The sequence below is a fragment of the Hoeflea sp. Naph1 genome (assembly GCF_046837775.1).
GTDB lineage: Bacteria > Pseudomonadota > Alphaproteobacteria > Rhizobiales > Rhizobiaceae > Hoeflea.
In genome coordinates this window covers 2,580,464-2,593,910 of the sequence record NZ_CP177286.1, presented here as the reverse complement: position 1 = coordinate 2,593,910, position 13,447 = coordinate 2,580,464, and the positions used below count along the sequence as shown (strand labels likewise).

At 58.9% G+C, this 13,447-nt stretch carries 12 protein-coding genes and 3 tRNA genes; 2 read left to right on the top strand and 13 right to left on the bottom strand.

Annotated elements, in window-relative coordinates:
* Positions 1 to 82 precede the first annotated feature (82 nt).
* From rpoB to tuf, 10 genes are all read right to left on the bottom strand, one after another.
* Entirely contained in the window at positions 83 to 4,225 is a 4,143-nt protein-coding gene (rpoB, locus tag ACK6D9_RS12310; protein WP_412048742.1) for a DNA-directed RNA polymerase subunit beta, read from the bottom strand.
* A 257-nt stretch (positions 4,226 to 4,482) separates the two neighbouring features.
* The gene (gene rplL / locus ACK6D9_RS12305; RefSeq protein ID WP_322989598.1) at positions 4,483 to 4,860 is read right to left on the bottom strand and encodes a 50S ribosomal protein L7/L12; all 378 of its coding nucleotides are present in this window, start codon (positions 4,858 to 4,860) and stop codon (positions 4,483 to 4,485) included.
* Positions 4,861 to 4,923: 63 nt separating this feature from the next.
* Complete coding sequence (gene rplJ, locus ACK6D9_RS12300) at positions 4,924 to 5,442, bottom strand: 50S ribosomal protein L10 (RefSeq protein ID WP_322989597.1); 519 nt, start codon at positions 5,440 to 5,442, stop codon at positions 4,924 to 4,926.
* Between the two features lie 349 nt (positions 5,443 to 5,791).
* Positions 5,792 to 6,490 (bottom strand): 50S ribosomal protein L1, encoded by a 699-nt coding sequence (rplA, locus tag ACK6D9_RS12295; RefSeq protein WP_322989596.1) that lies wholly within the window; start codon positions 6,488 to 6,490, stop codon positions 5,792 to 5,794.
* Positions 6,491 to 6,494: 4 nt separating this feature from the next.
* Positions 6,495 to 6,923, bottom strand: a complete 429-nt coding sequence (rplK, locus tag ACK6D9_RS12290; RefSeq protein ID WP_322989595.1) for a 50S ribosomal protein L11 — start codon at positions 6,921 to 6,923, stop codon at positions 6,495 to 6,497.
* A 201-nt stretch (positions 6,924 to 7,124) separates the two neighbouring features.
* Entirely contained in the window at positions 7,125 to 7,655 is a 531-nt protein-coding gene (nusG, locus tag ACK6D9_RS12285) for a transcription termination/antitermination protein NusG (RefSeq protein ID WP_322989594.1), read from the bottom strand.
* A gap of 13 nt (positions 7,656 to 7,668) precedes the next feature.
* Positions 7,669 to 7,869 (bottom strand): preprotein translocase subunit SecE, encoded by a 201-nt coding sequence (secE, locus tag ACK6D9_RS12280; protein WP_322989593.1) that lies wholly within the window; start codon positions 7,867 to 7,869, stop codon positions 7,669 to 7,671.
* Positions 7,870 to 8,077: 208 nt separating this feature from the next.
* A tRNA-Trp gene (locus ACK6D9_RS12275) sits at positions 8,078 to 8,153 on the bottom strand.
* A 355-nt stretch (positions 8,154 to 8,508) separates the two neighbouring features.
* Complete coding sequence (locus tag ACK6D9_RS12270) at positions 8,509 to 8,967, bottom strand: hypothetical protein (RefSeq protein WP_412048741.1); 459 nt, start codon at positions 8,965 to 8,967, stop codon at positions 8,509 to 8,511.
* A 192-nt stretch (positions 8,968 to 9,159) separates the two neighbouring features.
* Positions 9,160 to 10,335 carry an elongation factor Tu gene (tuf, locus tag ACK6D9_RS12265; protein ID WP_412048740.1) on the bottom strand — a complete coding sequence of 392 codons (1,176 nt, stop codon included), beginning with the start codon at positions 10,333 to 10,335 and terminating at the stop codon, positions 9,160 to 9,162.
* Between the two features lie 446 nt (positions 10,336 to 10,781).
* Between tuf and ACK6D9_RS12260 the strand changes: the two genes are divergently transcribed.
* Positions 10,782 to 11,216, top strand: a complete 435-nt coding sequence (locus tag ACK6D9_RS12260) for a DUF3592 domain-containing protein (protein WP_412048739.1) — start codon at positions 10,782 to 10,784, stop codon at positions 11,214 to 11,216.
* 111 nt (positions 11,217 to 11,327) lie between these two features.
* On the opposite strand, the gene ACK6D9_RS12255 is transcribed toward ACK6D9_RS12260, so the two are convergent.
* From ACK6D9_RS12255 to ACK6D9_RS12245, 3 genes are all read right to left on the bottom strand, one after another.
* A complete protein-coding gene (locus ACK6D9_RS12255) occupies positions 11,328 to 11,684 on the bottom strand; it encodes a hypothetical protein (protein ID WP_412048738.1) in 357 nt (118 codons plus the stop codon).
* Between the two features lie 198 nt (positions 11,685 to 11,882).
* Positions 11,883 to 11,956: transfer RNA gene (locus tag ACK6D9_RS12250), tRNA-Gly, on the bottom strand.
* Between the two features lie 19 nt (positions 11,957 to 11,975).
* Positions 11,976 to 12,060 (bottom strand) — tRNA-Tyr (locus ACK6D9_RS12245).
* A 320-nt stretch (positions 12,061 to 12,380) separates the two neighbouring features.
* Here ACK6D9_RS12245 and rlmB point away from each other — a divergent pair.
* Positions 12,381 to 13,283: a 23S rRNA (guanosine(2251)-2'-O)-methyltransferase RlmB gene (gene rlmB / locus ACK6D9_RS12240; RefSeq protein WP_412048737.1), complete on the top strand. Its 903-nt coding sequence runs from the start codon at positions 12,381 to 12,383 to the stop codon at positions 13,281 to 13,283.
* The last annotated feature ends 164 nt before the right edge of the window (positions 13,284 to 13,447 follow it).

Here is a 13,447-nt window from a genome sequence, read left to right as displayed (position 1 = left end):
AAGCGAGCGTCATCTCCCGCCCGCACTGAAAGCGGGAAGGATATGGCGCGAGGGACGATCTGCCCCTCGCGCCTTCCAGGCTTTATTCAGCCGCGTCCGGCAGTTCATCCGGCTCGGCGATACCGTCGATCTTGTTCGATTCCAGCTCGACATTGAGGCCAAGCGACCGCATTTCCTTGACGAGAACGTTAAAGCTCTCCGGAATACCGGCCTCGAAGGTGTCATCGCCTCGGACGATCGCCTCATAGACCTTGGTGCGGCCGGCCACGTCATCGGACTTGACGGTCAGCATTTCCTGCAGGGTGTAGGCGGCACCATAGGCTTCCAGCGCCCAGACTTCCATTTCCCCGAAGCGCTGACCACCGAACTGGGCCTTGCCGCCCAGCGGCTGCTGGGTAACGAGCGAGTACGGACCGATCGAACGAGCATGGATCTTGTCGTCGACCAAGTGGTTGAGCTTGAGCATGTAGATGTAGCCCACGGTCACCGGACGGTCGAAGGTTTCGCCTGTACGCCCATCATAGACCGTCGACTGACCTGAAACATCGAGACCTGCCTGAGCAAGCATGATGTTGATGTCAGCCTCAACCGCACCGTCGAACACCGGCGTTGCGATCGACACGCCGCGGCGTGTCTGTTCAGCCAGACGGACAATTGACGGATCATCGTACTGCTTGATCGGCTCGCCCTTCGGACCAGTACCGATGACGCTGTCGATGGTGTCACGCAGCGGCTGGATATCACCGCCTTCGTTATACGCATCGAGCATGGCACCGATCTTCTTGCCCATACCGGCGCAAGCCCACCCAAGGTGGGTTTCAAGGATCTGTCCGACGTTCATCCGCGATGGCACGCCCAACGGGTTGAGCACGATGTCGACGTGAGTTCCGTCTTCGAGGAACGGCATGTCTTCGCAAGGCAGAATGCGGGAAACCACACCCTTGTTGCCGTGACGGCCAGCCATCTTGTCGCCTGGCTGAAGCTTGCGCTTCACGGCAACAAAAACCTTGACCATCTTCATGACGCCTGGCGGCAGTTCGTCGCCACGCTGGACCTTTTCGACCTTGTCCATGAAGCGAGCTTCGAGCAGCTTCTTGGAATCGTCGTACTGGGCCCGCAGCGCTTCGATTTCGCCCTGCAGCGCTTCGTCTTCAACGGCAAACGTCCACCATTGCGAACGCGGATAGTCGGAGATGGTCTCCTGGTTGACTTCCGCACCCTTCTTGAAGCCCTTCGGCCCGGCGATTGCCACCTTGCCATTGAGCATGTCCGACAGACGGCCATAGACGTTACGGTCAAGAATGGCCTGTTCGTCGTCGCGGTCCTTGGCCAGACGCTCGATTTCCTCGCGCTCGATGGCCATCGCACGCTCGTCCTTTTCAACGCCGTGGCGATTGAAAACGCGAACTTCGACGATGGTGCCGTAGGTTCCCGGCGGCATCCGCATCGAGGTGTCCCGGACGTCGGAGGCCTTCTCACCGAAGATGGCGCGCAGAAGCTTCTCTTCCGGCGTCATCGGGCTTTCGCCCTTCGGTGTGATCTTGCCGACCAGAATGTCGCCCGGTGCCACTTCGGCGCCGATATAGACAATGCCCGCCTCATCGAGGTTCCTCAGCGCTTCTTCCGAAACGTTGGGGATATCACGGGTGATTTCTTCCGGCCCAAGCTTGGTGTCACGCGCCATCACCTCGAACTCGTCGATGTGGATGGAGGTAAACACATCATCAGAGACGATGCGCTCGGAGAGAAGGATCGAGTCCTCGTAGTTATAGCCATTCCAGGGCATGAACGCGACGAGCACGTTGCGGCCAAGCGCCAGATCACCAAGATCGGTCGACGGACCGTCGGCGATGATATCGCCCTTGTTGATCAGGTCACCCACAGTCACCAGCGGACGCTGGTTGATGCAGGTGTTCTGGTTGGAACGCTGGAACTTCTGCAGCCGGTAGATGTCGACACCCGACCGCGAGGCTTCCATTTCCTCGGTGGCGCGGATAACGATACGGGTCGCATCGACCTGGTCAACAACACCGCCGCGACGTGCGGCAATGGCGGCGCCGGAGTCACGGGCCACGATCGGCTCCATGCCGGTGCCCACGAACGGAGCCTCGGCGCGGACCAACGGAACCGCCTGACGCTGCATGTTCGAGCCCATCAAGGCGCGGTTGGCGTCATCGTTTTCCAGGAACGGGATCAGGGCAGCAGCCACCGACACCAGCTGGCGTGGTGACACGTCCATCAGGTCGATGTTGTCGCGCGGGGTCATCATCACGTCGCCGGAATGGCGGCAGACGATGAACTCGTTGACAAGCGAGCCGTCTTCAGCGAGTTCGGCATTGGCCTGAGCGACGAAGTACTTCGCCTCTTCCATGGCCGAAAGATAGATCACTTCCGTGGTGACCTTGCCGTCCTTGATCTTGCGGTACGGGCTTTCGATGAAGCCGTACTTGTTGACCCGGGCGAAGGTTGCCAGCGAGTTGATCAGACCGATGTTCGGGCCTTCCGGCGTTTCAATCGGGCAGATTCGGCCGTAATGCGTCGGGTGCACGTCGCGCACTTCGAAGCCGGCGCGTTCGCGTGTCAGACCGCCAGGTCCAAGCGCCGAAAGGCGGCGCTTGTGGGTGATCTCGGAGAGCGGGTTGACCTGGTCCATGAACTGCGACAGCTGCGAGGAGCCGAAGAATTCACGCACGGCAGCAGCTGCCGGCTTGGCGTTGATCAGGTCCTGCGGCATCACGGTGTCAATTTCGATCGACGACATGCGCTCCTTGATGGCGCGCTCCATGCGCAGCAGGCCGAGACGGTACTGATTTTCCATCAGTTCGCCGACCGAACGCACCCGGCGGTTGCCGAGGTTGTCGATGTCGTCGATTTCGCCCTTGCCGTCACGCAGTGCAACGAGTGTCTTGACCACAGCTAGAATGTCGTCCTTGCGCAACACGCGCACGGTGTCCTCGGCGTCGAGATCAAGACGCATGTTCATCTTGACGCGACCAACAGCCGACAGATCGTAGCGTTCCGAATCAAAGAACAGCGAATTGAACATCGCTTCCGCCGAATCGATGGTTGGTGGCTCACCCGGACGCATCACGCGGTAGATGTCGAACAGCGCGTCCTGGCGGCCTTCATTCTTGTCGGCAGCAAGAGTGTTGCGGATATAGGCGCCGACATTGATGTGATCGATGTCGAGTACCGGGATTTCGGTGACACCGGCTTCGGCCAGAACCGGAAGAGTCTTTTCGTCGATCTCGTCGCCAGCTTCGAGGAACACCTCACCGGTCTGGGGATTGACGATGTCTTCGGCCAGGTAGGAGCCATACAGATCCTCGTCGGACGCCTTGATGAAATTGACGCCCTTCTCGGTGAGCTGGCGCAACAGGCGCGGGGTCATCTTCTTGCCGGATTCGACAACGACTTCGCCGCTGTCGGCATCGATCAGGTCGGCCTGCGCCTTGGTGCCCTTCAGGGTCTCCGGATGGAACGGAATCCGCCAGCCTTCACCATCCTTCGCATAGACGGAATGGGTGTAGAAGGTCGACAGGATTTCTTCGGCGTCCATGCCGAGCGCCATCAGCAGCGATGTTGCCGGAATCTTGCGGCGACGGTCGATACGGGCGTGGACGATGTCCTTGGCGTCAAATTCGATATCGAGCCAGGAGCCGCGGTAGGGAATGACACGCGCAGCGAACAAGAGCTTGCCCGAGGAGTGGCTCTTGCCCTTGTCGTGGTCGAAGAACACGCCCGGCGACCGGTGCATCTGGGAGACGATGACACGTTCGGTACCATTGACGACAAAGGTGCCGTTGTCCGTCATGAGCGGCATGTCGCCCATGTAGACATTCTGTTCCTTGATGTCCTTGATCGACTTGGCGCCGGTATCTTCGTCGATATCAAACACGATAAGCCGCAGCGTCACCTTGAGCGGCGCTGCGTAGGTCAGATCGCGCTGACGGCATTCCTCAACGTCGAATTTCGGCGATTCGAACTCGTAGGAGACGAATTCCAGCATCGCACTGCCGGAAAAGTCGGAAATCGGAAACACCGATTTGAATACTGCCTGCAGTCCTTCGTCCAGACGACCGCCTTGCGGCTCGTCCACCATCAGGAACTGGTCGTAAGATGCCTTCTGAACCTCGATGAGGTTCGGCATTTCCGCCACTTCCGGGATTTTTCCGAAGAACTTGCGTACGCGCCTGCGACCATTGAAGGAAAGGGTCTGAGCCATCGTCGCTCCTTGTCAATTTGCATCCGGGCCTGCAACAGACGATCGCCGCTGGCCAAGCGACTCCGTCATATAAATGAATTCGTTCAATCTCGTCTCATTCCCAGAGCGGCGCGGCCGGAGTGCCTTGCAGTCTGGGTCGAGACTATCCTTTTGAAGAACCCATTACCCAAAAGCCGTTTTCAGGCTTTTGGGTAATCCGTTCAGCGACAAATTGCGTCCGGGGAAGAGGCAGCCCCGCCCCCGGACGCGATATTGAATTACTTGATTTCGACCTTAGCGCCGGCGTCTTCAAGCTTCTTCTTGATGTCTTCAGCTTCACCCTTGGAGATGGCTTCCTTGACAGCCTTCGGAGCTGCCTCGACCAGATCCTTGGCTTCCTTGAGGCCGAGACCGGTGATAGCGCGGACTTCCTTGATGACGTTGATCTTGTTGGCGCCGATATCGGCCAGGACCACGTCAAATTCAGTCTTCTCTTCAGCGGCTTCAGCAGGAGCGCCAGCGCCGCCAGCTGCAGCAACAGCCACAGGAGCAGCGGCAGAAACGCCCCACTTTTCTTCAAGCATCTTGGACAGCTCAGCGGCTTCCAGGACGGTCAGGTTGGAAAGGTCTTCCACGATTTTGGCGAGATCAGCCATTTTCTTACTTCCTTGTATTCGGTTCGAACCGGTGTTGATCTAAGTTCACAGCGAAGTTCCGCCTTACGCGGCTTCGTCCTTCCGGGCATAAGCGCCAATGACGCGCGCCACAGCACCTGCGGGTGCGTTGACGATCTGGGCGATGCGCGTTGCCGGCGTCTGAATCATGCCGACCAGTTTCGCGCGCAACTCGTCCAGTGATGGCATCGTGGCTAGCGCCTTGACTCCATCAGCATCGAGAGTTGTCGCCCCCATCGCGCCACCAAGAATAACCAGCTTATCGCTGACCTTGGTGAACTCGACGGCGATTTTCGGAGCGGTCACCGGATCATCGCTGTAGGCGATGAGCGTCTGGCCGATGAAAAGGTCACTGACCCCTTCTGACTCCGTGCCCTGAAGAGCGATCTTGGCAAGGCGGTTCTTCGCGACCTTGACGGTGCCTCCGGCTGTGCGCATGCGCGACCGAAGGTCGTTCATTTGCGCAACCGTAAGACCGGCGTAGTGGGCCACGACAACCGAACCGGCGTTGGTGAAAACACCGTTCAGTTCCGCGACGAATTCGCGTTTTTCCGCTCTATCCACTGCGTTTCTCCAGTTGACAGATGATGCAAGCACCACCTGCCGGGTTTGCCTTTGCCGCCAGGGATTCATAACGAACCCACAAGCGACGCTTGAGGATCCTGTCCCCTTACGCCGATACCGAACAGCGGCAGCGGCACAAGGCAAGCGAGGTTCGAACCGTAAGGAGCATTCGCTCCCGAAAACGGAACTTACCCGTCTCATGCAGGTTACTAAATTAAGGTAGGCCGGTTAGGGCATACCACCTGCAATCTCGGACAGGGAGCCCGGGGAGATCCCCGGACCTTTCCGGCCCGAAGGCCGGAAACTGAAGAAAACCGGAGGACCTCTCCGGTTTTCAGAATTCCAACAATCAGTCGGCGCTAAGCGACGACGGATCGACCTTGACACCCGGGCCCATGGTCGATGAAACGGCCATGCGCTTGAGGTAGTTGCCCTTGGCGCCAGCCGGTTTTGCCTTGATGACGGCATCGGCGAAAGCGCGGATGTTTTCTTCGATCTGCTCAACGCCAAACGAGGCCTTGCCGACGCCGGCATGGATGATGCCTGCCTTTTCGACGCGAAACTCGACGGCGCCGCCCTTGGACGCCTTGACGGCGCCGGCGACATCGGCGGTAACCGTGCCAACCTTGGGGTTCGGCATCATGCCACGCGGGCCGAGAACCTTGCCGAGACGACCGACCAGCGGCATCATGTCCGGTGTGGCAATGCAGCGATCGAAATCGATGGTGCCGCCCTGGACGATCTCGACCAGTTCTTCGGCGCCGACGATATCAGCACCGGCAGCCTTGGCTTCATCGGCCTTTTCGCCGCGGGCAAAAACAGCGACGCGAACGTCACGGCCGGTGCCGTTGGGCAGGTTGACGACGCCGCGGACCATCTGGTCGGCGTGACGCGGATCAACACCCAGGTTCATCGAGATTTCAATGGTCTCGTCAAACTTTGCGACGGCGCGTTCCTTGATCATCGAAACAGCTTCGCCGAGGGCGTAATATTTGTTGCGGTCAACACCTTCGTTGACCTTCTGCATACGCTTAGCAATCTTGGCCATGGTCTTATCCCGTCACTTCCAGGCCCATGGAGCGGGCGGAGCCCTCGACCATAGCCATCGCGCCTTCGATGTCGGCGGCGTTAAGATCCTTCATCTTTGCTTCGGCGATCGTGCGGACCTGGGCACGCGTGATCGAACCAGCACTCTCCTTGCCCGGCAATTTGGAACCGGACTTGAGCTTGGCTTCCTTCTTGATGAAGTAGGTAACCGGAGGCTGCTTCATCACGAAGGTGAAGGACTTGTCCTGGTAGTAGGTAATGACGACCGGAATCGGCATGCCCTTTTCCATCTCCTGCGTGGCGGCATTGAACGCCTTACAGAATTCCATGATGTTGATGCCACGCTGACCAAGTGCCGGGCCAATCGGAGGCGACGGTGTCGCCGATCCGGCCGGAACCTGCAGCTTGAGCTGGCCTGCAACTTTCTTAGCCATATTCTCTCTGCCTTTCGTTGCGGCGATGCTTGCGCATAGCCTTGATGCCGGAGTTTTCCGGCGGCTGCGGTTGCGTGGTGCGGATCGCCGGACCGGCTAAAGTCCACTCACCTCCCACGCGGATGCATCACCAACCAAGCTGGCAATGCAAAACCCGGCCCGCGCAATCCTTGCAGATCGCGCGGGCCAGGAAAATGCTGGTCAGACCTTCTCGACCTGACTGTATTCGAGCTCGACCGGGGTAGCCCGACCGAAAATGGAAACCTCGACCTTGAGACGCGAACGCTCCTCGTCGACTTCCTGAACCGTGCCATTGAACGAAGCAAAGGGACCATCGGACACCCTCACCTGCTCGCCAATCTCGAACGCAATCGACGGCTTGGGCCGCTCGACGCCTTCCTGAACCTGCATCAGGATGCGGTCGGCTTCCGAATCCGGAATCGGCACCGGCTTGGAATCACTACCCAGGAACCCGGTCACCTTCGGGGTGTTCTTGATCAGGTGAAACGCCTCGTCGGTCAGATCGGCGCGCACCAGCACATAGCCCGGGAAAAACTTCCGTTCGGCATCGACCTTGCGGCCGCGGCGCACTTCAACAACCTTCTCGACGGGCACCAGAATTTTCTCGAACAGATGGCTCAAGCCCTTCTGGCGCGCCTGCTCTTCAATCGAATCCGCGACCTTCTTTTCAAAATTTGAATAGGCGTGGACAATATACCAGCGTGCAGTCATCGTGTTCCTCGCCTCAGGCGCCGATATTCAGGATAAGCGAAATCGCCCAGCCCATAGCCTGATCGGCTGCAAAAAAGAAAATCGAGGCGAGCAACACCATTACGAGAACCATGATCGTCGAGATCGAGGTCTCGCGGCGCGACGGCCACTTCACTTTCGCCGCCTCAGCCCGAACCTGCTGAATGAATGTAAACGGATTTGTCTTGGATGCCATTATCTATCCACGCTTATACGGCGCGTAAAGCCGGTATGCCAGCTCCACGCACCGCGTGTCTGTTAACGTCCTACATAAAGCCCGGCTCCCCAAATCACAAGGGGGTCGCGGTCTTTTTTAACTGCGAGCCATTCAACTGGCCCATTCTTTGCTCCCGGACGTGCTGCCGGGTTGTGTTCCGCTAACGCGGTAGTCGACGCCACCGGACTGGCAGGGGCAGCAGGACTCGAACCTGCGACCTACGGTTTTGGAGACCGTCGCTCTACCAACTGAGCTATACCCCTAGGCCGGTGGCGGCTCTGATAGCGTCAAACGCACGGGGAATGCAAGGAAGAAGTGACGGCTAAGAGAGCTGCGCAGTGTTTTTCTGCACAAAGCCCGGCGACCGTTGCGGCTGTGATGCCGCAGCCGGCCGCCACCCGGGAGCACAACGGCGGCTCTGGAGCCGGGTATGCAGGGGGATACGACGCCCCTGCCCGCCGTCTCCCGGCTTTTGTCTACTGAATGAAGACCGGGCGACAAAGCCAGACCGCGTACTCCACCACATCTATATCGGCGCCAGTGATGGCGTCGACATGGCGGCCGATTCGCGACATGTCCCAGTCCCACCAGGCGAGGCCAAGCAGGCGACGGACGTTCTCAGGGACGAAGCGAGTACGGGTCAGCCGAACGGGGGGTGCCGCCAACGATGGGGTAATCGGTGACAGCGGCGGCGACCACGATGCGGACGGCGATGATGGCGCCATTGCCGATTCGCACACCCGGCATCACCATCGATTCGAAAACGAGCCAGACATCATTGCCGATGATGGTGTCGCGCTTTTTCCCGATCGGCGCCGCATAGGAGCGGATCATCTCCGGGTTAAAGACCTCGAAGAGGAATGCCGAAAATCCGCTGATGGGGTGGCTGACAGAACTGGCGATGATCCGCACCCCATGGGTGATCTGACAGAATTTTCCGGAGATTAGCCGCTCCGTCGAGGCGGAATGGAGATAGGGCGCAAGGTCTGCGGCATAGTCGGGAGACGCTTCAAAGCCCGAATAACGGCAGGAACCACGGCCGCCTGACGCAAACCGCGGCACCGCGTACCCAACCATGCAGGCACTTGTCCAGATCAGACTGCGGGTTGGACCTTTGCAGCCGCACCGACTGCCAAGTGGCCCCTACCCCTTTGCAGTCAACAGATGTTCTTGCGGCCTTCAGAGACACACGTCCACCACCGCTAAAACGCAAAACGCGGGCCGAAGCCCGCGTTTTGTCGGATTGAATTATCGCCTGAAGACCAGCGATTACTCGATGATCGAAGCGACGATGCCGGCACCAACGGTGCGGCCGCCTTCGCGGATGGCGAAGCGGAGCTTCTCTTCCATCGCGATCGGCACGATCAGCGTCACGTCAGCCGAGATATTGTCGCCCGGCATCACCATTTCGGTACCTTCCGGCAGTGTCACCACACCCGTCACGTCGGTCGTGCGGAAGTAGAACTGCGGACGGTAGTTGGTAAAGAACGGCGTATGACGGCCACCCTCTTCCTTGGTCAGAATGTAGGCTTCTGCCTTGAACTTGGTGTGCGGCTTGACCGAACCCGGCTTGCACAGGATCTGGCCACGCTCGACGTCCTCACGGCCAATGCCGCGAAGCAGTGCGCCGATGTTGTCGCCGGCCTGGCCCTGATCGAGCAGCTTGCGGAACATTTCAACGCCGGTGCAGACCGTCTTCTGGGTGTCGCGGATACCGACGATCTCGATTTCCTCGCCAACCTTGACAACGCCACGCTCGACGCGGCCGGTGACAACCGTGCCACGACCGGAGATCGAGAACACATCCTCGATCGGCATCAGGAACGGCTGGTCGATCGGACGCTCTGGCGTCGGGATGTATTCGTCAACGGCAGCCATCAGCGCGCGGATCGCATCTTCGCCCTGGGCCTTGTCGCCATCGTTGAGTGCGACAAGCGCCGAACCCTTGATGATCGGAATATCGTCGCCCGGGAAGTCATAGGACGACAGCAGTTCGCGAACTTCCATTTCGACGAGTTCGAGAAGTTCTTCGTCGTCAACCTGGTCGACCTTGTTGAGGAAGACAACCAGCGACGGAACGCCAACCTGACGGGCAAGCAGGATGTGCTCGCGGGTCTGGGGCATCGGGCCGTCGGCAGCCGAGACAACCAGGATCGCGCCGTCCATCTGCGCGGCGCCGGTGATCATGTTCTTCACATAGTCGGCGTGACCGGGGCAATCGACGTGGGCGTAGTGGCGGGCTTCGGTTTCATATTCGACGTGCGAGGTCGAAATGGTGATGCCGCGGGCCTTCTCTTCAGGCGCAGCGTCAATCTGCTCATAGGCCTTGTAATCACCAAAATACTTGGTGATCGCAGCCGTCAAGGACGTCTTGCCGTGGTCAACGTGACCAATCGTGCCGATGTTAACATGCGGCTTATTGCGCTCGAACTTACCCTTTGCCATCGTCCTGTATCCTGTAATTCTGTTGGCAGACTGTGGATCCGGCAGTTTTGAACCGGGCCCCGCGAGAAGTTAACGCGACATAAGGGTTTCGTTCTGGTTTCGCAAGCCCAAATCGCGACGACTGGAACGCGGGAAACCCGCGCAAATGGCTGTAAAAAGGCTCATTCAGCAAACCAGACCGAGGCCGAAAAACCTGGTAGCCGGAAGAAGCGGCCGCGATTCGCCCTGCGTGTATCATGCCCAAATCGGCATGATCCGGGTTCCGGAGCAACCGTCTCCACCGTCGCAATTGCTTATTTGTCCCGGCTGATCCACCTTGCGAGAAATTCGGACAGGTGCCCGTTGCATTCGGCGGCCCGCGTCAAAGCGAAACAGTTTTAAGCAGCATTTTGAGCGCTGTAAGCGGCTTGCAATCATATTTTGCACCAGACACAAGGAACTAACCTTTGGAAGAGACACCGATCTGGCTTACCGCCTTGATATTCGCTCTGTTTGTCGTGTTTCCAATCGGTATTTTGTTTCTGGGGCTAAGACAGATCATGAATGTCCACCAATTCCGGAAGAATGCGGTCCGCGTGACGGGCACGGTGGTCGATATCAAAGAGACGACCACCCAGAACGAGAACACCATCACAACCTCCTATCAGCCAACCTTCGAATTTACCGGGCCCAACGGCACATTGCACCACGGCGACACATTGCTTGCGACTGCGAATTACAATTTCGAGCGCGACAGTCAGCACGCCATTTTAGCGAATTTGAGCGAGCCCGGCACAGTCCACATGCCCGGCAACTGGCCCTATATCATTGGGACGGCAATGGTGGTGATTGGCGGAATAATGGCATATTTTGGCAGTGGAGCCTTGTCCGTATCCGGGTAAACAGGGCTGCAAGCCCCCCCCCCCGGAATGGGGCAACACCGCTTGCTGACACGCGTTCATCGCCAAACACTGCAAAGGCAAGGTTGACGGGTCGGTGCCCAGCCGTGTCAGTCAGCCGGCTTCGCATGCTTCCAGACATTGGCTGAGAACTGCCTGCCCCTGAGAACCTGGGCAAATATCGTCATAGGCATCCTCTTCCGTAATATAGACCCCGGGTGCCTTCTCCTGACGTCGTTTTCCAGACGCCTCCGGCGCACCCGACCCCTGCGGATCCAGCGCTTGCCACTGCTTCTCCTCGTCGGCGCGGCACGACAAGATTGCGGCGTCATTCGCATCAAGACATTTCTGTTCGCACAGCCACTGCTGCGTCTGGTCTTGCGCACTTGTTGCAGAAACGACAAGGACGGTAGACACAAAATATGCCAGCAGGCGCAGGGCAAAGCCGCATTCAACAATTGATTTGATCATGTGGCGGCCAGACTTTCTGATTGTCCGAATGTGGACGGGCAGCCGTTGCGCAACGACTGCTGGGCTTTGCTCCCCAAAACAGGCGGGGCGACATAGATCAGGAAATGACTGGGCCGCTCATTCCGCGATCAATTCACCCGTGAACCTTAGCTCGTCTATGCGAGGCCATTGAAATGATTTGCAAATTCACGAAATATCTGGAGCGGGTAGAGGGAATCGAACCCTCGTATTCAGCTTGGAAGGCTGCTGCTCTACCATTGAGCTATACCCGCATTCACGACCCCGCGACGGTGGTGGAGGAAGTTGGATTTGAACCAACGTAGGCGAAGCCAACGGATTTACAGTCCGTCCCCTTTAACCACTCGGGCATTCCTCCGGTCCAACCGTCAGGGTCATGCATCCAAGATGGACACCCGAAACGTTCGGGCTTCGCGGGCCAAGTGACTGGTTAGAAACACCTGCTCCGCGGTCGGCGTTATGACGGCGCGCGGTTGCCGTGTCAACACGGATGGTGACAAAAACCGACAGTTCTTCACGGGCCGCTCGCACCACATCCGTGCCACCTGCAAAACAGCGTTGCGAAAACCGCCGCAATGCCGCCGGTTAGACTGATGGCTGGGCTGATGGTGGGGCCGCTGAGTGGCTCACCGGTTGGTCGCCAATTGCGCCCCGCTTCAATTGGGGTATAAGCGCACCATGAGCAAAGATGACGATGCCGGCGCGGACGGTTCCAACCGCGATACCCATTATGCCAAGCTGCGCCGCGCCCACCGCGACGCCAAGCGCGATCAACAGGGATTGCCACCGGCGCAACCGCGCAGCAAGCGCGACCTGCCCGCGCGCAAGGGCTCGCTTTATGCGGATCGTGTCGCCCCCGACACCATCTACCTGTATGGTCTGCACACAGTGCGCGCTGCGCTCGACAATCCCTCGCGGCGTATCACCAGCCTCAAGGCCACCCGCAATGCGCTGATACGGCTGGAGATCGCCGAGGATGCGGCCCTGCCCTACCCACTCGAACTTGTCACACCGCAGGACATTGATCTTCTGCTTGGCGATGACGCGGTGCATCAGGGCGTGCTGTTGGAAACGGCGCCGCTCAAGCCGCGCGCCCTGTCGGCGCTCAGCGATACAAATTTGCTGGTGATTCTCGACCAGGTTACCGATCCGCACAATGTCGGCGCGATCATGCGTTCGGCGGTAGCGTTTGGCGCAGGGGCGCTTGTCACCACCCAACGCCATAGCCCGCAGGAATCGGGTGTGCTGGCCAAATCGGCTTCCGGCGCACTGGAAATGATCGACCATATCGAGGTTCGCAACCTGGCGGCAGCGATCGAAGAGATCAAGGCACAGGGTTTTGTGACCGTCGGACTTGATTCGGAAGGCCCCTCGCCGATCGAGACTGGCCTTTCGGGCACCAAGATCGCACTGGTGCTGGGCGCAGAGGGCAAGGGCCTGCGGCAAAAGACCCACGAAACAGTCGACACGCTGGTGCGGCTGGAAATGCCCGGCGCCATCAAGTCGCTCAACGTCTCCAACGCCACCGCGATCGCGCTTTATGCCGCACAGCAATTCCTGACGGGAAAACCGCGCGGCTGATCACTGCCGAGGCGATATCCGGGTAGCGCCCTGTGGGCGTCGGACGATCATGCCACCGGGGCCATGATGTCTGACCCGGGCCCAGAGCCATCACCTATGCGGTCAGGTCACTCCCATATCCGACTCTAGGGAGTGCTATTGCAGTAACTGGCGATGAGGCGGGC

Coding starts and splice junctions, on each gene's coding strand:
- rpoB (WP_412048742.1), bottom strand. CDS start 4,225: ATGGCTCAGACCCTTTCCTTCAATGGTCGCAGGCGCGTACGCAAGTTC.
- rplL (WP_322989598.1), bottom strand. CDS start 4,860: ATGGCTGATCTCGCCAAAATCGTGGAAGACCTTTCCAACCTGACCGTC.
- rplA (WP_322989596.1), bottom strand. CDS start 6,490: ATGGCCAAGATTGCTAAGCGTATGCAGAAGGTCAACGAAGGTGTTGAC.
- rplK (WP_322989595.1), bottom strand. CDS start 6,923: ATGGCTAAGAAAGTTGCAGGCCAGCTCAAGCTGCAGGTTCCGGCCGGA.
- nusG (WP_322989594.1), bottom strand. CDS start 7,655: ATGACTGCACGCTGGTATATTGTCCACGCCTATTCAAATTTTGAAAAG.
- secE (WP_322989593.1), bottom strand. CDS start 7,869: ATGGCATCCAAGACAAATCCGTTTACATTCATTCAGCAGGTTCGGGCT.
- ACK6D9_RS12270 (WP_412048741.1), bottom strand. CDS start 8,967: ATGGTTGGGTACGCGGTGCCGCGGTTTGCGTCAGGCGGCCGTGGTTCC.
- tuf (WP_412048740.1), bottom strand. CDS start 10,335: ATGGCAAAGGGTAAGTTCGAGCGCAATAAGCCGCATGTTAACATCGGC.
- ACK6D9_RS12255 (WP_412048738.1), bottom strand. CDS start 11,684: ATGATCAAATCAATTGTTGAATGCGGCTTTGCCCTGCGCCTGCTGGCA.
- rlmB (WP_412048737.1), top strand. CDS start 12,381: ATGAGCAAAGATGACGATGCCGGCGCGGACGGTTCCAACCGCGATACC.